The organism is Rhodanobacter sp. Root179 (assembly GCF_001428465.1).
Lineage (GTDB): Bacteria > Pseudomonadota > Gammaproteobacteria > Xanthomonadales > Rhodanobacteraceae > Rhodanobacter.
The window spans coordinates 1-26,386 of sequence record NZ_LMHR01000040.1 but is presented as its reverse complement, the minus strand read 5'-3'; the positions used below and the strand labels follow the sequence as shown (position 1 = coordinate 26,386).

The following is a 26,386-nucleotide window of genomic DNA, read 5'->3' as shown; positions in this document are numbered from 1 at the left end:
GGGGGGGGGGGGGGGGGGGGGGGGGGTTTGTCCGAGGTGGCGGGGAAGATCAAGAGCGACCCCACCCCAACCCTCCCCTGCTAGCAGGGGAGGGGGCAAAGGCTACAGCACGCCGGCGCCGAGGTCGGCGTTGGCGGCGGCTTGGCGGAACAGGCCGAACAGTTCGCGGCCCATGCCGCTGTGTTCGCGCGACAGGTCGGCCACGTGCGGCAGGCGGGCGTCCAGTTCGTGCGCTTCCATCAGGACGTCCAGACGTCCATTCGCCGCGTCCAACCGGATCATGTCGCCGTCGCGGATCTTCGCGATGTTGCCGCCGGCCACCGCCTCGGGGGTGACGTGGATCGCCGCGGGCACGCGGCCGGAGGCGCCTGACATGCGGCCGTCGGTGAGCAGGGCGATGCGGTGGCCGCGATCCTGCAGCAGGGCCAGCGTGGGAGTGAGCTTGTGCAGTTCTGGCATGCCGTTCGCGCGCGGGCCCTGGAAGCGCACCACCGCCACGAAGTCGCGGTTGAGTTCGCCGCGCTTGAACGCGCCGGCCACGTCGTCCTGGTCGTTGAACACGATCGCCGGCGCCTCGATCAGCAAGCGGTCGTCGGGCACCGAGGAGACCTTGATCACCGCGCGGCCGAGGTTGCCTTCGAGCATGCGCAGGCCGCCGTCGGCGCGGAATGGTTCGTCGATGCCGCGCAGCACGCCGCGGTTGCCGCTCTGCTTGTCGACCGGCTTCCAGTGCAGCGCGCCGGTGTCGTCGAGTTGCGGGATCTGCGCGTAGCCGTCCAGACCGGTACCGAAGATGGTCTGCACGTCGGCGTGCAGCAGGCCGGCGCTTAGCAGCTGGTCGATCAGGAAGGCCATGCCGCCGGCGTCGTGGAACTGGTTCACGTCGGCGTAGCCGTTCGGGTAGACGCGGGCCAGCAGCGGGATCACCCCGGACAGCGCGTCGAAATCGTCCCAGCGCAGCTGGATGCCGGCCGCGTGCGCGATCGCCACCAGATGCAGCAGGTGGTTGGTCGAACCGCCGGTGGCGTGCAGACCGATCACGCCGTTGATGATGGCGCGCTCGTCGACGATGTGGCCCAGCGGCAGGAAGGCGTCGCCCAATGCACTGTGCGCGGCGACGCGGCGCACGATCTCGGCGGTGAGCGCGTCGCGCAGCGGCGTGTCCGGCGCGGTGAAGCTGGCGCCAGGCAGGTGCAGGCCCATGATCTCCATCAGCATCTGGTTGGAGTTCGCGGTGCCGTAGAAGGTGCAGGTGCCGGCGCTGTGGTACGAGGCGGCCTCGGCTTCCAGCAGCTCGGCCTTGCTCGCCTTGCCGTCGGCATAGGCCTGGCGCACTTTCGATTTCTGCTCGTTCGGGATGCCGCTGGGCATCGGTCCCGACGGGACGAAGGCGCCGGCCAGGTGGCCGAAGGAGAGCGCGCCGATCAGCAGGCCCGGCACGATCTTGTCGCAGATGCCGAGGAACAGCGCGCCGTCGAACATGTCGTGCGACAGCGCCACCGCGGTGGCCAGCGCCACCACGTCGCGCGAGAACAGCGACAGCTGCATGCCGGGCTGGCCCTGGGTGATGCCGTCGCACATCGCCGGCACGCCGCCGGCGACCTGGGCGGTGAAGCCGGCGTCGCGGGCGATCTGGCGGATCAGCGCGGGATAGCGCTCGTACGGCTGGTGGGCCGAGAGCATGTCGTTGTACGCGGTGACGATCGCGAGGTTGGCGCGCCGGCCGCTGCGCAGCGCGGCCTTGTCGTCCGTGCCGCAGGCGGCGAAGCCGTGTGCGAGGTTGCCGCAGGAGAGATGTTCGCGCTGTGGCCCGCTGCGGTCGATCGCGTCGATGCGCTTCAGATACGCCGCGCGCGTCTCGCGACTGCGCTCACGCAGGCGTTCGGTGACTTCGGCGACGACGGGATGCAGCGTGGTCATGGGAGATCCGGAATCGTTGGGTGGAAAGGCAAGAACGCAAGCAAGGCGTGCGTTCGATGGATGTCAGCCGCCTTCAGCGGCCGACTACGGGCACCAGTACACCGCCACCGATACGCGCTGCTGGGTCAGCACCGCGCGCACCGGATAGTCCCGTGCTGCACCGATGCCGAGGCGTGCATCGGCCAGCAGGTCGCGCTTCTTCTCGCCGGTCACCAGCAGGTACAGCGCCCGTGTCTGCAGCAGGGTCGGCAAGGTCAGCGTGATGCGTGGCTCGCCCGCACCTGCGGCATGCATCGGCAGCACCGGCGCCGATCCATCGGGATCGAGTGCCTCGGCCAGATGGTCGCCGCCGGGGAAGAACGAGGCGGTGTGACCGTCGTCGCCCATGCCCAGCACCACGGCGTCGAACGGCAGCGGCAGCGCCCATATCCGTGCGCTGGCGGTGGCCAGTCCCGCTTCGGGGCTGGTATCGCCGGTGTACAGCGGAACGAAGGACGCCGCGGCGGCGGCGTGCTGCAACAACAGCGACTGCACCAGCCGCGCGTTGGAGCGTTCGTCGGTATCGGGCACCCAGCGCTCGTCGACCAGGGTGACCTGCACCCGGCTCCAGTCGAGCTGCTCGCGTGACAGCTGTTCGAACAACTGCTTCGGCGTGCTGCCGCCCGATACCGCCAGCACGGCGTGGCCGCGTTCGGCCAGTCCCGCGCGCAGGCGCTCGGCGATGCGTTCGGCCAGCGCGGTGGCCTGGACGCGGCAGTCGGTGAAGCTGTGGGTGGTGACGTTGAGTGATGGAGTCATGAGGAATGGTGGCGCCGTGGGCAGTCAGCGGCTGCCGGCGCGCTTCGCGTCGGGAAGGAGGCTGCAGTCTGTGTCACGCGTCGGCATGGCGGGGTGAATCGTGCGGCGCGAGGACGACTTACTCACCGTCTTCGTTCCAGGTGCGGCCGTCGCGTTCAATCAGCGCCACCGCGGCGCTCGGCCCCCAGCTGCCCGCGGTATACGGCCGCGGCGGCTCGCCGCTGTCGGCCCAGGCAGCCAGGATCGGACCGGCCCAGTGCCATGCCGCTTCCACTTCGTCGCGGCGCATGAACAGGGTCGGGTTGCCGCGCACCACGTCCAGCAGCAGGCGTTCGTATGCGTCCGGCTGCTGCACGCCGAAGGCCTCGGCGAAGCTCATGTCCAGCGGCACGTGGCGCAGGCGCAGGCCACCGGGCCCGGGATGCTTGATGGTCAGCCACAGTTTCACGCCTTCATCCGGCTGCAGCCGCAGCACCAGCCGGTTCTGCGCCAGCGTGCCGGCGTCGCCGCCGAAGATCGAATGCGGCACCGGCTTGAAGGTGACCGCGATTTCCGACACCCGGCTGGGCAGCCGCTTGCCGGTGCGCAGGTAGAACGGCACGCCGGCCCAGCGCCAGTTGGCGATCTCCGCCTTCAGCGCCACGAAGGTTTCGGTGTTGGACTTGTTGTTGCCCAGCTCCTCCGGATAGCCCGGCACGCTGGCGCCGTCGGCCACACCGGCGCGGTACTGGCCGCGCACGGTGAGCTGGCTGACGTTGCTTTCGTCGATGGGTTTCAGCGAATGCAGCACTTTCAGCTTCTCGTCGCGCACCGCATCGGGCGCCAGCGACGAGGGCGGTTCCATCGCGACCATGCACAGCAGCTGCAGCATGTGGTTCTGCACCATGTCGCGCAGCGCGCCGGCGCGGTCGTAGTAGGAGCCGCGGTGGCCGACGCCGAGCGTTTCGGCCACGGTGATCTGCACGTGGTCGATGTGCCCGGCGTTCCACAGCGGCTCGAACAGCGCATTGCCGAAGCGCAGCACCAGCAGGTTCTGCACGGTCTCCTTGCCCAGGTAGTGGTCGATGCGGAAGGTCTGCGATTCGCTGAACACCTTGCCGACCGCGTCGTTGATCTGGTTCGCGCTGGCCAGGTCGCGGCCGATCGGCTTTTCCAGCACCACCCGCGAGGCGCCTTCGTTGAGCTTGTAGTGGCCGAGCCGGGTGCAGATGTCGACAAAAAGCTCGGGCGAGGTCGACAGGTAGAAAACCCTGACATGTTCCGGTTCGCTGCCGATGAAGGCGGCGAAGTCGTCCCAGCCCTCGTCTTTGCGCGCATCCAGCGGGCGGTAGAACACCTGCTGCAGGAATACGTCGAGCTGGCGCGCATCGCAGATGCCGATCAGCGCCTCGCGCAGCTGGGCGCGGTAGCCAGCGTCGTCCAGCGTCTCGCGGGCGACGCCGACGATGCGGCTGCTGCCGGGGATCTGGCCATCGAGGAAGCGGTGGAAAAGTGCGGGCAGCAACTTGCGCAGGGCGAGGTCGCCGGTGCCGCCGAAGATCACCAGGTCGAACGGATCAACCGATTGGGTAGAAGCAGTCACGCAGTCACCTCGAACGATGCCGGCTGGCGGGCAAGGCCGAATGGCGCGTCTTGCCCGAAGGAGGATCGATAGTACCAGTGAAATACCAGAACGACTACGGGGCTGCGTACGAATTCATTTGATCCGGCAGGCAGGCCGGTACGGCGCGATCGGTTGCATCTGAAACGACCGGTTGCCGGTCCGGCCTTGCGGTCAGTGGTTTGCCATTGGTATCTTTACCGAATGGAAATCGCCTTGGCCAACGAATACCGCCGGATCTGCCAGGATCCGGCCACGCACCAGCCGCTGGCCTACCTGCGCCTGCGCCGGGCGATCCGCAACATCGTCGAGCACCGCGACATCGAGCCGGGCCAGGCGCTGCCCAGCGAGCGCGACCTGTCGCAGGTGCTGAAGCTGTCGCGGGTGACCGTGCGCAAGGCGATCGCCGGCCTGGTCGAGGAGGGCCTGCTCACGCAACGCCACGGCGCCGGCACCTTCATCGCCGAACGCATCGTCAAGCCGATGTCGCGGCTGACCAGCTTCACCGAGGACCTGCGCGAGCGCGGCCTGCGTCCACGTTCGGAATTCTTCGAGCGCGGCATCGGCGAAGTCACCCCGGAAGAGGCGATGGCGATGAACCTGTCGCCCGGCTCGCTGGTGGTGCGCCTGCACCGCGTGCGTTATGGCCAGGACGAGCCGCTGGCGATCGAACGCAGCGTGGTGCCGGCCAGCGTGCTGCCCGATCCGCTGCTGGTGCACGATTCGCTGTACGAGGCACTGGAGAAACTCGACGCGCGCCCGCGCCGCGCCCTGCAACGGCTGCGCGCAGTCTCGCTGAATGCGCAACAGGCGCGGCTGCTGCACGTCAGCGTGGGCAGTGCGGGGCTGAGCATCGAGCGCCGCAGTTTTCTGGACGACGGCCGCGTGGTCGAGTTCACCTGTTCCTGGTATCGCGGCGACATCTACGACTTCGTCGCCGAACTGCAGACCGACTGAAGGACGCCCATGGCCGCCCGCGACACCTTGATGTACTCCGAAGCGCACGAATCGGCCGACGTGGTCGCGCGCCAGTTCGCCGCCAACGAAGCGGTGGTCGCCGCGCTGGCCGCCGCGCTGCGTGCCGAGCCGCCGCGCTTCATCGTGACCTGCGCGCGCGGCAGTTCCGATCATGCCGCGGCTTATGCCAAGTACGTGTTCGAGACGCGGCTGGGCATCGCCACCGCCTCGGCGTCGCCGTCGGTCACCTCGGTGTACGCGGCCGAGCAGCAGTGGCAGGGCGCGTTGTTCCTGGCCATCTCGCAGTCGGGCAAGAGTCCGGACCTGCTGCGCAACGCCGAGGCCGCGAAACGGGCCGGCGCGCGCGTGGTGGCGCTGGTCAATGTCGAGGATTCGCCGCTGGCGGCGCTGGCCGACACGGTGATCCCGCTGCACGCAGGACCCGAGCGCAGCGTGGCCGCGACCAAGAGCTACATCGCCGCGCTGGCCGCCGTACTGCACCTGTGCGCGCGCTGGCTGGACGACGCGGAACTCGGCGACGCACTGCAGCGGCTGCCGCAGGCCTTGCGCGACAACTGGAGCGCGGACTGGTCGCCGCTGTGCGACGCGCTCGCCGATGCCCACAACCTGTTCGTGGTGGGCCGCGGCTACGGCCTCGGCATCGCGCTGGAGGCGGCGCTGAAGTTCAAGGAAACCTGCGGCCTGCACGCCGAGGCGTTCAGCGCGGCCGAGGTGAAGCACGGGCCGATGGCCCTGGTCGGCCCCGACTTCCCGGTGCTGTGTTTCGTCCAGGACGACGACACGCTGGACAGCACGCTGGCCGTGGCGCGCGAGTTCCGTGGCCGCGGCGCCCAGGTGCTGGTGGCCGCGCCGGGCCTGCACGGCGCGGGGATGCTGCCGGTGGCGACGGGCCTGCCGGCCATGCTCACGCCGTTATTGATCATCCAGAGCTTCTATCGGGCGGCCAGCGAACTGTCGTTGCGCCGCGGCTTCAATCCCGACGTGCCGCCGCACCTCAACAAGGTCACCGAGACGGTCTAGGAGCCAGGAGTGAGTGGGGAGGAGTGAGGAGAGAGAAAGCAGTGGCGAGGCCGAATGAGTGCCTTGGCTCCGCTCCGACCCTTGCTCTGGCTTTGCTCTCTCACTCACTCCCCACTCCTCCCACTCACTCCTCGCCCATGCCCATGACCATCGCCCTCACCAACGCCCGCGTACTCACCCCCGACGGCTGGCGCGACGATCTTGCCGTGCTGCTCGATGGCGAATGCATCGTCGACCTGCTGCCGCCCGCCGATCCCCGCGTGCGCGCGGCGCAGCAGCACGATCTTGACGGCGCGACGCTGCTGCCGGGTTTCATCGACGTGCAGGTCAATGGCGGCGGTGGCGTGCTGTTCAACGAGGCGCCCACGGTGGAAACCCTGCGCCGGATCGGCGCGGCGCATCGCCGGTTCGGCACCACCGGCTTCCTGCCCACGCTGATCAGCGACCGCGTCGAGGTGATGCGCGAAGCGCTGGTGGCGGTGGAGCAGGCGCTGGCCGAAGGCGTGCCCGGCGTGCTGGGCATCCACCTGGAAGGCCCGTACCTGGCGCCGGCGCGCAAGGGCGTGCACGACGCGAAGTATTTCCACGCGCCCGGCAGCGACGAGATGGCGCTGCTGTGCGCGCCGCATCGTGGCGTGCGGCTGATCACGCTGGCGCCCGACCAGGTGCCGCTGGCCAGCATCGGCGCCCTGGTCGACGCCGGCCTGGTGGTCTGCGCCGGGCACACCGCCGCCGACTACGCCACCGTCCGCGCCGCGCTGGATGCGGGCGTGCGCGGCTTCACCCACCTGTTCAACGCGATGACCCCGTTCGGCAGCCGCGAGCCCGGCGTGGTCGGCGCGGCGCTGGATGACGCGGACAGCTGGTGCGGCATCATCGTCGACGGCCACCACGTGCACCCGGCCAGCCTGCGCGTGGCGATCGCCGCCAAGCCGCGCGGCAAGATGCTGCTGGTCACCGACGCGATGCCGCCGGTGGGTTCCGACAGCCCGGAATACATGCTCAACGGCGAAACCATCCTCGTGAAGGACGGCATCTGCCAGACCGCCCAGGGCGTGCTGGCCGGCTCCGCGCTGGACATGGCTACGGCCGTGCGCAACGCGGTGCACCTGCTCGGCCTGCCGCTGGACGAGGCGGCGCGCATGGCCAGCACCTATCCGGCCGATTTCCTCGGCCTCGGCGAAAGCCACGGCCGCATCGCAGCGGGCCATCGCGCCGACCTGGTCGTGCTCGACGACGAGTGCCGCGTGCGGCAAGGCTGGGTCGGTGGCGTGGCTTCCTGATGATGTTGCCGTCGTCGTTACCGCGCGGGCGATGACCAGGCCGTGGCGGAGTCGTCTTCGGCGATCGCCCGGCGCAAGGGCTCCAGCTGCTTCGCATAGTGACGCCACTGACCCACCCCGCGGGTATGGATCGACTCGCGCACCTGGGCGCTGCTCGGCGTGGCGACCGGTGAGGCATTGAGTTCGGGACGCAGGCAGCTTGCTTCCAGCGCCAACCCGCAGTGCTCGAGTACCTGGCGCAGCGTGTGCTGCGGGTCGCGCACCAGCGCGGAGTAGGAAACATCGAGCATGGCGCCGGGAAGATGGTCGTGCCAATGCCGGCTCAGACGTGCGTACTGGCGGTAGTAATGCGCCAGTGCCTGGAGGTCGTAACTGTAGGGAGAAACATTGCCGAACATGGCCTTGAAGTTCGAGAAGCAGGTGTCGACCGGGTCGCGCACCATGTGCAGGATCGGCGCGTGCGGCAGGGCCTTGCGGATGAACGCGACCATCTGGATGTTGGCGGGCAGCTTGTCGATGTAGCAGGCGCGACCGTGGGCGCGCCACTGCGTCTGTCGGAGGTAGCGTGCGCCCAGTTCGGCGTAGTCGATATCCGCACTGCGCTGGATCACCTTCAGCTGACCTTGCGCCTTGGCCGGCGGCACGTCCGCCATCCAGTGCAACTGGCGCCAGAAGTCGATGATCTCGCCGGCGGAGGCGACCTGCGAATGGCTGGACAGCATGCGGTCCAGCAAGGTGGTGCCCGAGCGCGGCATGCCGACGATGAAGATCGGCGTGGGGCCCTCGAATGCGGGCGACGATGTCGCCGCGGTGGCGTCGCCGAGTGCCGGCATCCGGATCAATGCCTCGGTGACCGCAGCTTCGCCCTCGGCGTTGTACGGGTTGAGCTCGTGCATGATGGCGTTGCAACGCGCCAGGCAGTCCCATGCCTCCTGCTGGCGTTCGAGATCGTCGAGGATCTTGAATTGCGCGTACTCGAATTCCGCGCGGACAAACCTGGCGCCGGGATCCCGGTCCTGCACGGGCAGCTGGCGCAATTGTTCCTGCACGGCATCCAGCCGGTTGGCATGTGGTGTCTGCTTGCGCAGATTGACCAGCACCATCGCCGCATCGCCGAAATTCGGCCAGCGTCGCAGGCATTCCTCCAGCACCGTGCAGGCGCGCTCGATGTCGCCGCTGAACTGGAGCAGCATCGCATGGAGGTGCAGCTCGCCCGGCGAGTCGACGCCGGCGGCCAGCGCCCGTTCCAGCAAGGTCTTCGCCGGAGCGATCTCGCCGAGGCTGAAGCGCAAGTGCGCCTGGGCCACCAGCAGTTCGGGCGGCGGCTCCGGGGCCTGCGCGAGCAGGTCGAGGCAACCGCGCGCTGCGAGGGTTTCGCCCACGGCGACCAGGCGTTGTGCCACGGTCATGATCAGCTGGGCATCACGCGGAAGTCGGCGCGCCACGTGCAGCAGCAGGGCGGCCGATTCGCGCAGTCGGCCGCGACGGAAGACGACGTTGGCCAGTTCGACCAGCACCCCCGCGTCCTCGGGTACCAGCGTGGCGAGCGACTCCAGGGTTGCCTGCGCCGCCTCCCATTGCTGCGTGTCGATGCACTGCCTGGCCTGCTGGCGCAGGTGGCTTTCCGCGGTGGAGGCGTCGGGCGAATTCATTCGGGCATGGTACGTCACAGTGAAAGCGCCGGGTTCTGCCGACGTGGCCGGGTCGGCACGACGGGCTTGCCGAAGTTCCGGAGCCGGACAAGGAAAAGCCACCGGCCGGAGCCGGTGGCTTTCATGTTTCAGTCAAGCCGTGCGATCAGTAATCGTAGGTGACCGACAGACGCACCGTGCGCGGTGCCTCGTAGAACACGGCGTCGCCGTAGCTGTTGTTGACGTAGACGGTATCGGCCGCCGGATCGCCATTCGCATCCACACCGCCGTTATAGGCCGATTCGCCGATCGGATCCGTCTGGGTGGCCTTCTGCTCGTTGAACACGTTGAAGACATCCAGGTTGAACGCCAGCTTGTGCTGGGCGAACTCCGGCATGTAGTGGATGCCCAGGTTGAGCGGCTTGGTCCACGGGGTATGTCCCGGATCGCCCGGCGATACGCGGGTACCACCGCACCAGTGGTAGTTGCCGCTGCCGCCGGCGTTGTAGCCGCTCGGATCGCCCACGCCATCCGCGCCGTAGTAGCCAAGGCAGGACTTGCCGATGCCGGACTGCGCCAACAGGGTCGCCGAGACCAGCCACTCTGGCGTGATCTGGTAGTTGCCGCGGATGCGGAACTGGTGCTTGCGCGTGTTGGCCAGCGAACCGTTCTGGCCATCCATGAGCTGCCAGGAATCCCAGTCTTCCGTCTTGGAAACGTCACCCTGGCCGAAGTCCGAACGCACCTGACCTTCGGTGTTGCCGAAGCCGCGGCTGTACGTGTAGTCGATGCGCGCCTGCCACTTGCCGTCGAACGGATGCTCCATGTACAGGTTCAGCGAGCCGACCTTGCGCTTCACGCCCTGGCTGTAGCCCCAGTCCTTCGTGCTCATCGACACGATCGTGTCGCTGGCGCCACTGCCGGCGTTTGCCCGGATCAGCATGTCGTTGGTCAGACCGGGGTTGATCAGGCGGCAGTAGGCCGGACCGTACAGCGAATCGGAGTAGTCATCCGGGTTCAGGCCATTGGACGCCATCTTGGCAGCGATCTGGCTCGGCGAGCACTCGTCGTCGATCGCGGTCTTGAGGTCACGCCACATGGCCTTGGCGCCGTAGTTCCAGCTCTCGTTGAGCTGCTTGTCGAAGCCCACGATGAACTCGTCCAGGTACTCCGGCTTCAGGTTGCGCGCGGTGACCTGCTCCGGATCCTTCGGCAGACCGTACTCGCCATCGGGCGAGGTGGTCGGGTCGAGCACCTGGAGACCGGTCGGGACACCCGTGGCCGGGTCGATGCCGGTGTAGCTGTAGTGGGTGGTGAGGAAGGTCGAAACGTTCGCGGCGCGCTCGGCCGCGTTGTCCGGCAGGGCGAGATAGTAGCGACCCACGTTGCCGTAGATCTTGAACGTCGAGTCGCCATTCACGTCCCAGCTTGCGCCGATGCGGGGCTCCCACTGGTTCTTCTCGTCGACGAACGCCTTGCCGACATTGTTGTAGTTGGTGAAGTGGTCGTTGCGCAGGCCGATGTTCAGCAGCACGTTGGACGATACCTGCCAGGCGTCCTGCAGGTAGTAGGCCTTCTGCGACATAGTCATGCTGGTCTGCCAGCCGATTTCGCGCGCACGGACGGTGCCGTCGGCGTAGTAACGCCAGTAGTAGTTCAGCGCCGGGTTGTTCGGATTGACCTGCGACGGACCCTGGTTCTGGGCGGCGTTCTTGATGTTGTCGATACCAACGGCCAGGTCGTGGTCACCCAGGCGGTAGTCGAAGTCGACGCGCAGGCCGCGGGTCGAGTTTGAGGCATTCGACGAGTCCCAGCTGGTGTTGGTCTGGTTGTTGCGGATCGGCGAGCCACCCACCCAGTAAGCCGGATTCTGGTTGGTTGCCTGCGAGATGAACGGCAGCGGGCTGGTGTTGCCGTAGATGGTCGGGTTATCGAAGTCCGCCTTGCCGTACAGGACGCTCAGCGTGGCGTTGTCGGTGATGTAGCTGGTGAAGTGACCGATGTAGAACTGGGCGTTGTCCTTGGTCACGTCGTTGGCGGAGGAGAAATCCGTCGCCTGCAGCGTGTCGTAGTCGTAGTTGTAGGTCGAACCCATACCGGTGCTCTTACGGTTGTTCAATGCCGTCAGTTCGAGCACGTTGCTGTCGGTGATGTTCCAGTCCAGCTTGGCGTAGATCTTGGTGTTGCGGTCCTGGTTGTACTGGACCTTGGCGGTGTCCACGTCCTGCACGTTGGTGGACTTGGTCTTGGTGGTTTCCGCGGCAAGGAACATGAACAGCTTGTCCTTGATCAGCGGGCCGCCAAGATAAGCCGAGTAGACCGTCTCCCACTCGGTGTTGTCGTTGCGGTACTGGTGCAACGTGCCGGGCTTGGTGTCATCCGCCAGCTGGTAGTGGGTGAGGCCGTCGATGCTGTTGGGATTGGCTACCGACGCAGGAATGGACGGATTGCCGTAACGGTTGTTCTTCGGGGTGCCTTCGAGGTACTTCGGCTGCCAGGAGACCTGGGCGCCAAAGTGCCATTCGTTGGTGCCACGCTTGCCGAGCTGGTTGATCACGCCGCCGTCGGAGCGGCCGTACTTGGCGCTGTAACCACCGGTCAGCGTTTCCTGCTGGTCGATCGCGCCGTAGGGCAGCTGGAAGCCGCCGATGTTGCGGTACGGTTCGCCGGTGTTGTAACCGTTCACGTAGTAGGCGTTCTCGGACACGCTGGAGCCGCCGAAGGCAACCGCATTGGCAAAGTAGCTGCTGCCGCTGACGGTGCCCGGGGCCAGCAGCGCGATGGACTCGGCGCTGTGCGTCACCGGCAGCCTGCGCAGGTCCGCGGCGGTGATCACGGTGCTGGAGTTGACGCTGGAGACGTCGATGGCCGGCAAGGCATTGGCCTGCACGGTAACCGCGCCGAGCGAGGTCGTTTCGGTATTGAACGTGACCGTGCTGCCGGCGCCGGGTGCCAGGGAGACCTTGCGGGAATCGACGACGGCTCCGTCCTTCTTGAGCGAGACCGTGTAGACACCCACCGGCACGTTGCTGATCTGGAAGCGACCGGAACTGTCGACGGCAACTTCGCGGGTCAGGCCGGAGGTGTTGGTGGCAACGACGGTTTCGCCAGCGGCGGCCGGTGCCTGGCCGAAGATCGAGCCGGTGGTGGACTGGGCCATGGCGACACCGCCAAGGCTCATGCTCAAGGCCAGCGCCAGCGCGGTATGGCGCCAGCCCGGATTGCGGTTTTTATTCTGGTTGCTCATTGGTAATGAATCTCCCCGGATGAAAGGCTCGAAAGCCGAGTGACGTAAATCAGTCAAATGATTGAACTGCAAACTGGTTGCGGGCCGGTTGAAGGCAGAGTGGCGATCAACGAATGTTCCGGTCGTTCAGGCAGATAGCCGGGCATCAGCCCCGTACCCGCGACGTCCAGCAACCTTCTGCCCGAAGGTAAATCCACACAAATGTCGACGTCAACAAAATGTTCAATAAATATTATTGGTCAGTAAAAATTTGCGATGTTTTTGCGCATTAATCGCAAGATTCTTCGATTAATGGATTAATACCGACAATTTCTCGCGGAAGCTGACTTGAGCATTAATGGCGGGACTGCGGCCTCCCGCAGATGGATCTCCGCGCCGCCACGGTTCGATTGCGGCAACCCGGCGCCGGCGCTAAAGTTGCGCCGTTCTGGTGTCCCGCCGGCGTACAAGCCAAGGGATGAAACGGGAAGCCGGTGCGTGGTGTGCGATCACACTGCAAGGCCGGCGCTGCCCCCGCAACGGTAAGCGAGATCCACGAGCGGCGAATGCCACTGTGCAAGGCACGGGAAGGCGTCGTTCGGGGCATGCGCATCACGGCATGCCGCTCGCCAGCCCGGAGACCGGCCCGAACGATTCCTGGTGGCTCGCGGTGGGCGAGGCCGAACCACGTGTCGGTCGTTCCTGCCTGCCCGTCGTTCCGTCTTCCTCCTGCGCGCTTCCGGCCCATGACATTGATGGCGGCGCGCGGGTGCGTCGCCTTGAGGAAACGAACCGACATGAAGAAGACCTTGCTGGCAGCGGCGCTGCTTGGCTGCACCCTGGCGGCGCACGCCGCCGACCAGAGCGAAGCGGCCCATCCGGGCGCTGTGGTGGTCACCGCCACGCGCACCGCGATCACCGTGGACGACGCGCTGTCTTCGGTCAGCGTGATCACCCGCGCCGACATCGAACGGCTGCAGCCGCTGTCGCTGGCGGACCTGTTGACCGGCCTGCCCGGGGTGAGCTTCGCCAACGCCGGCGGCTATGGCCAGCAGACCTCGCTGTTCCTGCGCGGCACCAATTCGGCGCACAGCCTGGTGCTGGTCGACGGCGTGCGGATCGGCGGCATCGGCAGCGGCCTGGCCGCGTTCGAGCAGATTCCGGTGGAACAGATCGAGCGGATCGAACTGGTGCGTGGCCCACGTTCCAGCCTGTACGGCGCCGACGCGATCGGCGGCGTGATCCAGATCTTCACCCGGCGCGGCTCGCAGGACGGTGCCCTGCGGCCCTCGTTCAGCGTGACCACCGGCAGCCAGAACCTGCTGCGTGGCCAGTTCGGCCTGTCCGGCGGCAGCGAGCATGCCTGGTACAACCTCGCGGTGGGCGCGCAGCACACCCGCGGCATCAACTCCTGCCGGGTCGGCGCCGGCACCGTGTTCGCCGGCTGCTACACCGACGAGCCCGACAACGATCCCTATCGCAACGAAAACCTGGTGGCCAATGGCGGCTACCGCTGGGACAACGGCGCCGAACTGCACGGCAGCTGGCTGCGCAGCCTGGGCGAGATCCACTTCGACGGCAGCTACCAGAACCGCAGCCGCACCGTGCAGCAGACCGCCGGTGCCGCCTTCAGTTTCAATCCGCTGCAGGCGTGGAAGACCACCTTGAGCGCGGGCCAGAACATCGACCGCTACGACAACTACGAGAACGAGAGCTTCGTCGGCTACATCTGGTCGAAGCGCAACCAGGCCTCGTGGCAGAACGACGTCAGCCTCGCCGACAACCAGCTGCTGACGCTGGGCGTGGACTGGCAGGGCGAGAAGATCGAGAGCGACACCGGCTTCCTGGCCACCCGCCGTCACGACACCGGCAGTTTTGTGCAGTACCAGGGCACGTTCGGCCGCAACGAGGTGCAGCTGTCCGCGCGGCGCGACCACAACAGCCAGTACGGCGACCACGACACCGGCGCGGCGGCCTGGGGCTATCGCTTCGATGGCGGGCTGAAGCTGTCGGCCAGCTACGGCAGCGCGTTCCACGCGCCGACCTTCAACGACCTGTATTACCCCTACGGCAGCGGCAACCCGGACCTGAAGCCGGAGAAGTCGCGCAGCGCCGAGCTGGGCCTGAGCCGGCAGCTGGACTCGTGGAACTGGGCGGTGAACGCGTACCAGACCCGCATCGACCAGTTGATCGCGCTGGACAGCAACTACTTCCCGATGAACGTCAGCAAGGCGCGCATCCGCGGTGTCGAAGGCCAGCTGGGCGTGAACCTCGGTGGCTGGCAACTGCAGGGTTATGCCAGCTGGCTGCAGCCGCGCAACGACGACGGCGGCGTGAACGACGGCAGGGTGCTGCAGCGGCGTCCGGAACACACGGCGCGGATCGATCTGGATCGCCGCATTGGCGAGTGGGGCATCGGCGCCACCGTCAACGGCGCCGGGCGCGCCTTCGACGATGCGGCCAACCGTCATGCGCTTGGCGGCTACTCGACCACCGACCTGCGCGCCAGCTGGCACTTCGCACCGGGCTGGCAGCTGGAGGCGCGCATCGCCAACGTGTTCGACCGCCAGTACGAAACGGTCTGGTACTACAACCAGCCCGGGCGCAGCGGCTTCCTGACCCTGCGCTACAGCCCCGCGACACGCTGAGTCGGCTGGCGAAGTTCGAGCCGGCAGGGAAGCCGGCGCTTCGGCCCCATCGGCGGAACGGAGGCGAAACGAACAGGGATGTTCGCGCTTTTGCGGTGTGCGTTGCCGGCGCCGGTACGCCATCGTGATCGGTTCTCGCGCACCGCGTTCCTCCGCCTGGGCCATCGCGGTTGTCGATCGGCAGCGCGCTCCCGTTATGCTTGCGCATCAGGGAGGGCCATTTGAATATTTTCGCACCGTTGATCCGCCGCCCCGTCGGCACCTCGTTGCTCGCCATCGGGTTGATGCTGGCCGGCTTGTGGGCGTACCTGTTGCTGGGCGTGGCCGCGTTTCCGTCGATCGAGTTTCCCGGCGTGGCGGTCTTCGCCCAGATGCCCGGCGCCAGCGCGCAGACCATGGCCTCGACCGTGGTGGCGCCGCTGGAGCGTCACCTGGGTCGCATCCCCGGGGTCAAGCAGATGTTCTCCAGCGCCAGCGAAGGCGGCGCCCAGATCCAGGTGTTGTTCGACTTCGGCCGCACCACCGACGCGGCGGCGCGCGACGTGCAGGCGGCGATCAACGCCGCGGCCGCCGACCTGCCGCCCGGCCTGCCCAGTCCGCCGGGCTTCTTCAAGTTCGACACTTCCCAGGTGCCGGTGCTGCTGGTCTCGCTGACCTCGACCAGCCTGCCGCCCGACCGCCTGTTCGACCTCACCGACACCTTGCTGAAGCCGGCGGTGGCGCAGATACCGGGCGTGGCCCAGGTGCAGGTCAGCGGCGGTACGCCCCATGCCGTGCGCATCGCGCTGAACGCCTCGTCGCTGGCGGTCAAGGGGCTGACCACCAACGACGTCGCCAACGCCTTGCGCGCGGCCAACGTCACCTCGCCGCAGGGCATGCTGAGCAACGGCGTCACCCGCATGACGGTGACCGCCAACGACGCGCTGCACACCCCGCAGGACTTTGCCTCGCTGATCATCTCCAGCCGCAACGGCGTGCCGGTGCGGCTGTCCGACGTGGCCACGATCAGCAGCGGCCAGCAGGACCAGTACACCGCGGCGTGGTTCAACGGCACCCGCGCGGTGACCATGCAGATCAGCAAGCGGCCGGAAGCGAACGCGGTGGCCACCGTCACCGCGATCCGCGCGCAGTTGCCCGCGCTGCGCAACCTGCTGCCCGCCGACGTGACGATCACCCCGATCTTCGACCTCACCCCGACCACCGAATCGGCGCTGCACGAGGTCGAGGTGGCCCTGCTGATGAGCATCGTGATGGTGGCGCTGGTGATGCTGGTGTTCCTGCGCCGGCTGCGGCCCACCCTGATCGCGATGCTCAGCGTGCCGCTGTCGCTGGCCGGCGCGCTGGTGGTGATGTGGATGATGGGCTTCACCCTGAACATCTTCTCGCTGGTGGCGCTGGTGCTGTGCGTCGGCTTCGTGGTCGACGACGCGATCGTGGTGATTGAAAACATCGTGCGCCACATCGAGCGCGGCATGGCGCCGCTGCAGGCGGCGCTGACCGGCGTGCGCGAGATCGGCTTCACCGTCATTTCGATCACGCTGTCGCTGGTGGCGGTGTTCGGACCGATGGTGTTCGGCAACAACATCTTCACCGTGCTGATGCGCGAATTCGCGGTGACCCTGGTGGCGACCATCGTGATCTCCGCGGTGGTCTCGCTGACGCTGACCCCGGCGCTGTGCGGCCGCAGCCTGCTGCAGGAGCGGCCCGACGAGCACGCGCCGGGCCGGCTGGAACGATGGGCCGAACGTTTCGACCGCTGGATGCTCGGCGTCTACGAGCGCGCGCTGGACTGGGCCATGCACCACCGTCGGGTGATGCGCTGGCAGCCGCCGATCCTGCTGGTGCTGACCGTGGTGCTGGCGATCGCCGTCGGCATCACCGCCGGCGGCGGGCTGATGCCGAAGGAAGACACCGGCCTGTTGCGGGCGCGGATCAGCGCGGCGGCGAACATCTCGCCCGCCGAGCTGGCCAGCCGCACGCGGGCGATGGCGGCGATCATCCAGGCCGATCCGGCCGTGCTGGACGTCTCGACCATCCTGGGCGGCGGCAACAGCGGCGGCGCGGTCGGCAATCACTCGGTCCTGTTCGTCGACCTCAAGCCGGTGGGCGAGCGCAACGTCAGCGGGCAGCAGGTGGTCGACCGTCTGGCCGTCCACTTCAAGAACGTCAGCGACCTCGACGTGTCGCTGTCCGCGGTGCAGTTCTTCGGCGGCGGTGGTGGCGGCGGTGGGGATGGCGGCGTCGGCCAGTATTCGTTCCAGCTCAACAGCACCGACGGCACCCCGTTGCAGGAGCCCACCCTGCGACTGGCGCGGGTGATGCGCGGGATGACGCAGTTCAAGGATGTCAGCAGCAGCTTCGATGGCATCGGCAAGCAGCAGATGGTGCAGGTCGACCGCGATGCCGCCGCGCGGCTGCAGGTGGGCATGGGCCAGATCGACTCGGCGCTGTACAACGCGTTCGGCCAAAACCAGGTGTCCATCATCTATTCGGACATCAACCAGTACCGGGTCGTGCTCACCGCCGACCAGGCCGGCGAGCTGAGCCCGCAGGCCCTGCTGGGCGTCTACGTGCGCAACAGCCAGGGAAAAATGATTCCGCTGTCCGCGCTGGCGAAGATCGAGCCGCACCTGGCGCCGGTCACGGTCAGCCACTTCGACCAGCTGGAGTCCGCCTCGATCAGCTACAACCTGGGCAAGGGCATCAGCCAGGCCGACGGCCTGAAACTGGTCGACCAGGCGATCTTCGCCGCCCAGCTGCCGCCCGGCGTGCAGAAGAAGTACACCGGCGACAACCAGAACCTGCTGGACGCCCTGAACAACGCGCTGCTGATGCTGCTGGCGGTGATCCTGGTGATGTATGTGGTGCTGGGCGTGCTGTACGAAAGCCTGATCCATCCGCTGACCATCCTGTCCACCCTGCCGGCGGCGGGCATGGGCGCCTTCCTGGCCATGCTGGTCACCCACACGCAGCTGACCCTGATGTCGATCATCGCGGTGCTGATGCTGATCGGCATCGTCAAGAAGAACGCGATCCTGATGGTCGATTTCGCCCTGGTCGCCGAACGCGAGCGCGGGCTGTCGCCGCCCGCGGCGATCCGCGAGGCGGCGCTGGTGCGCTTCCGCCCGATCACCATGACCACCCTGGTGGCAATGGGCGCGGCGCTGCCGCTGGCGATCGGCTTCGGCTACGGCTCGGAGCTGCGCCAGCCGCTGGGCATCGCCATTCTCGGCGGCCTGCTGGTGTCGCAGTTGCTGACCCTGCTGAGCACGCCGGCGATCTACCTGTGGCAACATGACCGGCGCGAGCGCAAGGCGGCGCGACAGAAACTGCGCGCCGAAATCCTGCGCCAGCGGGCGCTGCAGCAGCAGATGCCAGCCCTGCCACGATGATCCCCGCCACCCCTGCCTTCCGGCAGGGTGTGGACTTCAGGCACATTCGCCGCGCCCCCCGGGCGGGCATAAAGCCCGCATGAACGGAACTCTCCCCTTGCACCTGTCCACCTTGTGCCGCCGCCTGCGGGTGCCGGCGCGATGAATGTCTTTGCGCCACTGATCCGCCGCCCGGTCGGCACCTCGCTGCTGGCGATCGGCCTGATGCTGGCCGGCCTGTGGGCCTACCTGCTGCTTGGCGTGGCCGCGCTGCCGTCGCTGGACTTCCCCGGCGTCTACGTGGTGGCCAACCAGCCCGGCGCCAGCGCCCAGACCATGGCCAACACCGTGCTGGCGCCGCTGGAGCGGCATCTGGGGCGGATTCCCGGCATCGACGAGATGTACGGCAACGCCAGCGAGGGCTCGGCCTCGGTGATGGTGCGCTTCACCATGGACCGCACCGCCGACAGCGCCGCCCGCGACGTGCAGGCGGCGATCAACGCCGCCGCGGTCGACCTGCCCAGCGGGATGCCTTCGCCGCCGCAGTATTTCAAGTTCGACACCTCGCAGATCCCGATCCTGTTCATCACCCTGACCTCCAGCGGGATGCCGCAGGACCAGCTGTTCGACCTGGCCGACACCTTGCTGAAACCCGCGGTGGCGCAGATCGACGGCGTGGCCCAGGTGCAGGTGTTCGGCGGCACCCCGCATGCGGTGCGGATCGAGCTGGACACCGCCGCGCTGGCGGCCAAGAACCTCACCGCCAACGACGTGGCCAACGCGCTGCGCGCGGCCAACGTCACCTCGCCGCAGGGCATGCTCAGCGACGGCCGCACCCGGATGACGGTCAGCGCCACCGACGGCCTGCAGTCTCCGGCCGAGTTCGCGCACCTGCTGATCTCGGTGAAGAACGGCACGCCGGTGCGGCTGTCCGACGTGGCGAAGGTGTACAGCGGCCAGCAGGACGAATACCAGGCCGCCTGGTTCAACGACCAGCACACCGTGGGCCTGCAGATCAGCAAGCGGCCGGAAGCGAACGCGGTGGCCACGGTGGAGGCGATCCGCGCCCGCCTGCCGCAGCTGCGCGCGTCGCTGCCCTCGAACATCGAGATGTCGCCGGTGTTCGACCTCACCCAGACCACCAAGTCGGCGCTGCACGAGGTGCAGGTGGCGCTGCTGATCTCGATCGTGATGGTGGTGCTGGTGATGCTGCTGTTCCTGCGCCGGCTGCGGCCGACCCTGATCGCCACGCTGAGCGTGCCGCTATCGCTGGCCGGCGCCTTCGTGGTGATGTGGACGCTGGGCTACACGCTGAACACTTTGTCGCTGGTGGCGCTGGTGCTGTGCATCGGCTTCGTGGTGGACGACGCGATCGTGGTGATCGAGAACATCGTGCGCCACATGGAACGGGGCGAGCCGCCGATGGCGGCGGCGCTGACCGGCGTGCGCGAGATCGGCTTCACGGTGATCTCGATCACCCTGTCGCTGGTGGCGGTGTTCGCGCCGCTGCTGTTCGGCAACAACATGCTGGTGATGCTGCTGCGCGAGTTCTCGGTGACGCTGACCGCGGCGGTGGTGATCTCGGCGCTGGTCTCGCTGACCCTGACGCCGGCCCTGTGCGCGTGGATGCTGGAACACGAACCGGCGACCCGCAAGCCGCCGGGCCGGATCGAACGGGCGGTGGAGAGCTTCGATCGCCGCTTGTCGCGGGCCTATGAAAGCGCACTGGACTGGGCGATGCACCATCGCCGCATCATGCGCTGGCAGCCGCTGCTGCTGCTGTTCCTCACCTTCGCGCTGGGTTTCGCGGTGGCCAAGACCGCCGGCGGCACCTTCATGCCCGACGAGGACACCGGCCAGCTGCAGGTCGACGTCAACGCCGACGCCAACATCTCGCCGGCGCAGATGACCGAGCGCACGCTGGCGGTGGCGAAGATCATGCAGGCCGACCCGGCCGTGCTCGACCAGCTGACCATGCTGGGTGGCAACAACGCCGGCGGCGCGGTGGGCAACAGCGCGCAGATGTTCGTCGACCTGAAGCCCCGCGGCCACGGCCCCGGCCAGCGCGAGGAAGGCATCAAGCAGGTGGTCGAGCGGCTGTCGAAACAGTACGACCAGCTGGCCGGCGTGAAGGTCTCGGTCAGCGCGGCGCAATTCCTGGGCGGCGGTGGCAGCGGCGACGGCGGCGGCCAGTACGAATTCCAGCTGCTCAGCAACAACGGCGAAGACCTGCAGCCGTGGGTGCTGAAAATGGTGCGGCAGATGCGCACCATCAAGGAGTTCCGCGACGTCGGCAGCAACTTCGACCAGGTCGGCAAGCAGCAGTTGCTGAAGATCGATCGCGAGGCCGCCGCGCGCCTGCACGTGGGCGTCGGCACGATCGACTCGGCGCTGTACAACTCGTTCGGCCAGCGCCAGGTCTCGCAGATCTATTCCGACATCAACCAGTACGCGGTGGTGCTCAGCGCCGCCGCGGCGCAGACGGTGAGCCCGGAGTCGCTGCTGAACATCCGCGTGCGCAACGAGCAGGGCCTGATGATCCCGCTGTCCGCGCTGGCCACCATCGCGCCGAACATCGCCCCGCTGCGGGTGCGCCATCACAACCAGCTGGAAGCGTCCACCATCACCTACAACCTGGCCAAGGACGTGCCGCAGGACCGCGGCGTGAAACTGGTCGAGCAGGCCGCCTTCGCGGTGGGCCTGCCGAACGGCATGAAGGTCGAGTACACCGGCGCCAACGAGCGCCTGCAGAAGTTCCAGTCCAACGGCATGGTGCTGCTGTTCGGCTCGATCCTGGCGATGTACATCGTGCTGGGCATTCTCTACGAAAGCCTCGGCCACCCGCTGACCATCCTGTCCACCTTGCCCGCCGCGGGCGCCGGTGCCTTCCTCGCGATGCTGGTAACACAGACGCAGATCTCGATGATGGCGATCATCGCGATCCTGATGCTGATAGGCATCGTCAAGAAAAACGCGATCCTGATGGTCGACTTCGCCCTCGTCGCCGAACGCGAACGCGGCCTGTCCGCGCCCGAGGCGATCCGCGAAGCGGCACTGGTGCGCTTCCGCCCGATCACCATGACCACCCTGGTCGCGATGGGCGCCGCGCTGCCGCTGGCGATCGGCTTCGGCATCGGTTCGGAAATGCGCCAGCCGCTGGGCATCGCCATCGTCGGCGGCCTGCTGGTGTCACAGCTGCTGACCTTGCTGAGTACCCCGGCGATCTACCTGTGGAACCACGACCGCAAGATCCGCAAGGCAGCGCGCAAGGCGCGCCGGGCGGAGAAGAAGCGGCTCAAGGCGCTCGGTGGGACGCAGACGGCGAGTTGATCCGCCTGTGTCATGACAGTCGATCGCCGTGCACCCGGGCCTGCCGGAGCAATGCCCGGGTCTGGTCCACGCCGAGCGTTGCGGTCTTAAAACGCCATGCTCAGACGTGCCGACAGCATCTGCGCATGGTTGCGTTGGCCGGTTTCATAGTCGTAGCCGAACTTCAGCGCCGTACGAACCGACAGCTTCGCATCCAGCCCCACGCCGAACAGGCCGCTGTAGCGCGACAGGCCAATACCTGCCAGAGGTTGCCATTGCTGCAGGCCAACGAAGCTGGCATTGAACACTTCGCCGCGTGCAGCCAGGGTACGCTGCCACTGTGCGCGCGCGTTGAAATCCACGCTGCGGCCATCCTGGAGATCCCAGTGATGGCCGGCGCGCAAGCCGAGGCCGGCTTGCCAACGATCCAGCGTCTGCGCGTTGCTGCGCAAACCAAAACCGCCCGCGCCCTGTTCGGAGAAGCCATCGCGATCGATGCGCGCGTACTGCACATTGACGAACGGCGTGACGTGGCTGTCGCCGCGGCCGAAATGCAGGCCGCTCTCGCCATAGGCCACTTCGTAGCGGCCGTTGTACTGGGTCCGCACGCCCTGCGCGCTCTCGCCCAGCAAGACCTGCCGGCTGACATCCTGCTGGAAACGGCCGAAGCCGACGCGACCCTGCGTGTACCAGTTTCCGTTGAGCCAGCCCGCATACATCATGCCTTCGGTGCTGCGGCTGATGTCGTGGTCGAAACTCTGGTCCAGCCGTTGCTGGCCACGGCTCTGGCCAAACGCGTAACCGGCCACGCCGGAGCGGCCAATCGGGCGGTCGCTGCCGACCAGCCAGCCGTTCAACTGGAAGCCGACGCTGTCGAAGCCGGTGCGCGCCATGTCGCCACCGACGTTGAGGTTGTGCATCCACATGCCAAAGCCGGTGCCCTTGTCGAGCAGATTGTCGAAGCGATCCGACAACGCGCGACTGGAGGCATCAATGGCCTCGAAGGTCATGGCCGCGCTGGCTGCATGCAACTGGCCGGACAGGCTTTGCAGCGAAGCCTGTGCAGCCTGCAGGGTAGGCGCCTGCTGGAACTGGCCGGCGGCATGCACGAAGTCGCTCGACGCACTGGCGGTTTTCCCCGCCGCGATCTCATGGTTCAGCTGTTCGAAAGCACCTTGCACGCGCCGCGCGCTGCCCATCGAGGCCGCGGTATAGCTCACCCCATGACCCGCGGCTGCCTTGGTCACATCAAGGCCGGTGGTGTCCAGCCATACACTGTTGGCGTCGTAATTGAGGGTCGTCGCCGTAAACACCACGCCAGCGTCCTTGACCAACTGGTCGAAGGTGCCGCTGACGCCACCGGCTGCCGTAAGGACATTGGTGTGCGTGTTGCTGACATAGCCACTGTCGGCACCAGTCACTTCCAGCGTGCCGCCGTTGAGCGTGGCCGCACCAGCGACATCGAGCTTGCTGCCTAGGCTGACCGCCAAGGTTCCCGTGGAAGCTTGCGTATAGTCGCCGCCCACCACGCTATCGCCCCCGCGAACGAACACCTTGCCGGCATCGGAAAGGTTGCCAGCCACGCCGGGGACACCAAAGCTTGGCCAACTGCTTTGCAAGGAGCCATCCAACGTGCCTCCCTCGTTTACTGCAACATTGCCGGGCAAGACCTTCTGCGTGATTACCACTCCGTTATTGATCGTGGTGCCTCCTGTATACGTGTTTTGCCCTTGCAGAATCAAATATCCCGAGCCATTTTGTGTGACAGATCCGGCGCCAGAAATAAGGCTGCTAAAAATGGTCCAATTGCTGTTGAATACTAACGATCCGTTATTAACTACGTTTCCGCCGAAATAGTTGACACAGATACACCCGCTGGGCAAGTTGCCGGTATTATCTACCTGCAACGTGCCGCTTTCGATAATGATATGAGTGGGGCTGATGTCATTACCAGCCATCAGCAACGTGAGTACTCCCGTGCCAGCTTGGACGAGCGTGCCGTCGTAGGCTTCCGAGTGCCCGCTCGAAATGCTGCCATCGAAAACCACATCATCGCTGCGATCAAATGTCAGCTTGCCGTGATAAATATTGACATTAACCTGGCCGATGGAGCCTTCGGTGCCGCCGTTTCCAACCTGCAACGTGCCTCCGCCGATTGTGGCGCCGCTCGCCAGTAGGTTGGCGTCAATGATCCACGTACCATCGCCGCCTTTAGCCAAGGGGCCCGCGAACGTAGTCGCACCGGTGACTGCATGCGAGTACAACTCTACCGTTCCTGTGTCGCCATTTAATGTCAGGTAGCCGCGCGAGCCGATATCGAGATCGCCCTGAATGGAACTGCCGGCCGACAGAGTGACCGAGTTGAATGCGGTCGGGATCATTTGCACATTGCCGACGATGGTGCCAGCGTTGGTCAACGTCAGCTCCCCTCCAAAACTCCCAGAGGTTTGGCTATCTGAGGCAACAAAAATGGCGCAATTACCCGTGCCGCCGCAGTCTCCGCCGATTGTTCCGGTGGTTTCAATAGTGGAACCAACAGAGTTGGTTACGCTGCCACCATGCTGCAAATAGAGAGCGGTTTTGGCACCGGTGATCGTGGCGCCGCCAGTGTTTTTCACGATGCCGCTTTCACCCATCGCCTGGATGGCAATACCGTTTGCCGAACTGATCGTGCTGCCAACACCGTCATTGGTTACTGAGCCGCCGGATTGCAAATTAACAGCTGCAGTATCACCCGAAATTGCACCGCCCCCCGTGTTCTGTACAGTGCTGCTAATTAGCGTCTGAACCCCAATGCCTCCGGTTGAACGAATGATGCTGCCGACGCCGTCATTGGTAACCAAGTTGCCATAGCCCAAACCCACGCCGACGTTTCCACCCTCGATAATTCCGCCACTGCTGTTCTTGACCGTGCCGGAATACCCGTAGAGCATGACTCCCGCGTCGTTTCCTTCGATGCTTCCACCATCATGGTTCAGTACCGTGGGACTCAAGGAAGAATAAGAATTTTCTCCTTCCGCGCCTACGTCCACGTTGCCACCAAGCGCGCCGGCATTGTCCAAAATCCCATAGCCCTCCAGCACGATGTGGTTGGATAGCGAGACCCCGTGATCCACTTGCAGCGTGTATTTGGAGTCATACGATCCGTTGTCGTCACCCACTGTGATATCGCCCGCACCGAGCGTGGCTCCGGGCGCAATTTTCAGAGTGCCGCCTGTCACCGTGGTGCCACCGGCGTAGGTGCTGGCGCCTGTCAGAGTCAACGTGCCTGCGCCAGATTGCACTAACGAGCCAGCGCCGCTGACGATACCGTTGAACGTCACATCGTCGCCGCGGTTGAAAGCCAAGAAGGCGTTATCTGTCACGTCGCCAACGATCGAGCCAGCCGTGCCGCCGTTGCCGATCTGCAACGTGCCGCCGCTGATTGTGGTGCCGCCGGTGTACGAGTTGGTCCCGCCTAGGATTAAGGTGCCGATGTCGGTCTTGATCAGTCCGGAGTCACCCTCGAGCGCAGTATTGACAGTGGCCTTGTAGCGGGCGCCTTCGGCGGTACCGTCACCCACACGAATGATCGAATGTGCGGGATCGTCCGTGCTTCCAACCAGATGGATCGTATCGCCTTGAATCACATAACCGCCGCTGGCGAACTGCATGCCAGTTGTGGTGACATCCCCGTTGCCATTGTCCACGTTCACCGTGCCCGACGTGGCCTCGAACACAGCAAAGGAGCGGTCGCTGAAGGATGCATTGACCGCACCACTGGCGTCAGTCCAGTTGTTATTCGACAGCGGGCTGCCGTTCTCCCAGGTACCGTTGCCACCATTGATCGCGTCATTCCCTTTGGGGCCAGCATCGCCATCCCAGAAACTGAAGGTCATGCCCTGCGTATTGATAAGGTTGACCTGCTGCGCCACCCCGGTTTGAACCACCCAGTCTGAAGAGAGGCTGCTACCCAGGGCCAAGCTATGGTCGACCAAGCTTCCGCCGTAGTTGAACAAACGGTGCACGCCGGGGCCCAAATCGCCGTCCGATGCAACGCTGACGTTGAGGGTGCCATCCAGCGTCAAGTTGCCTTTCACGTTGATGAGGTCGCTGAGTTGGCCTCCACCCGCGATAGTCGGGCCAAAGCCGTAATCAAGCGTCGATCCGGAAGAAAGGTTGAGATTGCCATTGACGGCAAGCGTGCCGATAGCACCTTTGTCGCCCGGCGACAGGGTGGCGCCATCGGCTACGGTGACATCGCCGCCCAAGGTGCCCTTGCCGCCCAAGGTGGCGCCCTTGGCTACGGTCGTTGCACCGATAGCGGCAGACTGGTCACCGTCTACAAACAGGCTGCCCGCGGTGACTTTGGTGGGGCCGGTATAGCTATTCTTGCCGGTGAGGGTTAGCGCACCTTTCCCAGCCTGCGTCAACGAACCGCTGCCGCTGACGATGCCGTTGAAGGTCAGGTCGTCGCTGCGATCGAACACAAGTGACGCGTTGTCGATCACGTCGCCGATGATGGAGCCGGCGGTGCCACCGTTGCCAAGCTGCAACACCCCTTGGCTGATCGTGGTGCCACCGGTGTAGGTATTGGCTCCTGTCAGAACTAGCGAGCCCGTT

12 protein-coding genes and 1 riboswitch are annotated in these 26,386 nt (G+C 66.1%); of the genes, 6 read left to right on the top strand and 6 right to left on the bottom strand.

Features of this window, described 5'->3' with window-relative positions; all coding sequences use genetic code 11:
• Positions 1-102 precede the first annotated feature (102 nt).
• The 3 genes from edd to zwf all read right to left on the bottom strand — a co-directional run bounded on the left by edd (position 103) and on the right by zwf (position 4,300).
• Entirely contained in the window at positions 103-1,920 is a 1,818-nt protein-coding gene (edd, locus tag ASD82_RS02180) for a phosphogluconate dehydratase (protein ID WP_056714798.1), read from the bottom strand.
• An 84-nt stretch (positions 1,921-2,004) separates the two neighbouring features.
• Positions 2,005-2,718: a 6-phosphogluconolactonase gene (pgl, locus tag ASD82_RS02175; RefSeq protein WP_056714795.1), complete on the bottom strand. Its 714-nt coding sequence runs from the start codon at positions 2,716-2,718 to the stop codon at positions 2,005-2,007.
• A gap of 118 nt (positions 2,719-2,836) precedes the next feature.
• Positions 2,837-4,300 carry a glucose-6-phosphate dehydrogenase gene (gene zwf / locus ASD82_RS02170; protein ID WP_056714791.1) on the bottom strand — a complete coding sequence of 488 codons (1,464 nt, stop codon included), beginning with the start codon at positions 4,298-4,300 and terminating at the stop codon, positions 2,837-2,839.
• Between the two features lie 222 nt (positions 4,301-4,522).
• Between zwf and ASD82_RS02165 the strand changes: the two genes are divergently transcribed.
• The 3 genes from ASD82_RS02165 to nagA all read left to right on the top strand — a co-directional run bounded on the left by ASD82_RS02165 (position 4,523) and on the right by nagA (position 7,599).
• On the top strand, positions 4,523-5,275 hold the full coding sequence (locus ASD82_RS02165) for a GntR family transcriptional regulator (RefSeq protein WP_007807125.1): 753 nt from the start codon (positions 4,523-4,525) through the stop codon (positions 5,273-5,275).
• A 9-nt stretch (positions 5,276-5,284) separates the two neighbouring features.
• Entirely contained in the window at positions 5,285-6,316 is a 1,032-nt protein-coding gene (locus ASD82_RS02160) for an SIS domain-containing protein (protein WP_056714789.1), read from the top strand.
• A 143-nt stretch (positions 6,317-6,459) separates the two neighbouring features.
• Positions 6,460-7,599 (top strand): N-acetylglucosamine-6-phosphate deacetylase, encoded by a 1,140-nt coding sequence (gene nagA / locus ASD82_RS02155; RefSeq protein WP_056714786.1) that lies wholly within the window; start codon positions 6,460-6,462, stop codon positions 7,597-7,599.
• 17 nt (positions 7,600-7,616) lie between these two features.
• Here nagA and ASD82_RS02150 read toward each other — a convergent pair whose 3' ends face one another.
• Entirely contained in the window at positions 7,617-9,251 is a 1,635-nt protein-coding gene (locus ASD82_RS02150; protein ID WP_056714784.1) for a sulfotransferase, read from the bottom strand.
• Positions 9,252-9,396: 145 nt separating this feature from the next.
• Positions 9,397-12,477 carry a TonB-dependent receptor gene (locus tag ASD82_RS02145; RefSeq protein ID WP_056714781.1) on the bottom strand — a complete coding sequence of 1,027 codons (3,081 nt, stop codon included), beginning with the start codon at positions 12,475-12,477 and terminating at the stop codon, positions 9,397-9,399.
• Positions 12,478-12,888: 411 nt separating this feature from the next.
• Positions 12,889-13,121: riboswitch (cobalamin riboswitch) on the top strand.
• A 132-nt stretch (positions 13,122-13,253) separates the two neighbouring features.
• Between ASD82_RS02145 and btuB the strand changes: the two genes are divergently transcribed.
• The 3 genes from btuB to ASD82_RS02130 all read left to right on the top strand — a co-directional run bounded on the left by btuB (position 13,254) and on the right by ASD82_RS02130 (position 21,805).
• Positions 13,254-15,104: a TonB-dependent vitamin B12 receptor gene (gene btuB, locus ASD82_RS02140; RefSeq protein WP_056714778.1), complete on the top strand. Its 1,851-nt coding sequence runs from the start codon at positions 13,254-13,256 to the stop codon at positions 15,102-15,104.
• Between the two features lie 221 nt (positions 15,105-15,325).
• Positions 15,326-18,496 (top strand): efflux RND transporter permease subunit, encoded by a 3,171-nt coding sequence (locus ASD82_RS02135; RefSeq protein ID WP_056714803.1) that lies wholly within the window; start codon positions 15,326-15,328, stop codon positions 18,494-18,496.
• A gap of 141 nt (positions 18,497-18,637) precedes the next feature.
• Positions 18,638-21,805 (top strand): efflux RND transporter permease subunit, encoded by a 3,168-nt coding sequence (locus ASD82_RS02130; protein ID WP_056714801.1) that lies wholly within the window; start codon positions 18,638-18,640, stop codon positions 21,803-21,805.
• An 86-nt stretch (positions 21,806-21,891) separates the two neighbouring features.
• On the opposite strand, the gene ASD82_RS18180 is transcribed toward ASD82_RS02130, so the two are convergent.
• The coding region (locus tag ASD82_RS18180) for an autotransporter domain-containing protein (RefSeq protein ID WP_157599157.1) at positions 21,892-26,386 on the bottom strand (4,495 nt) is incomplete at its 5' end.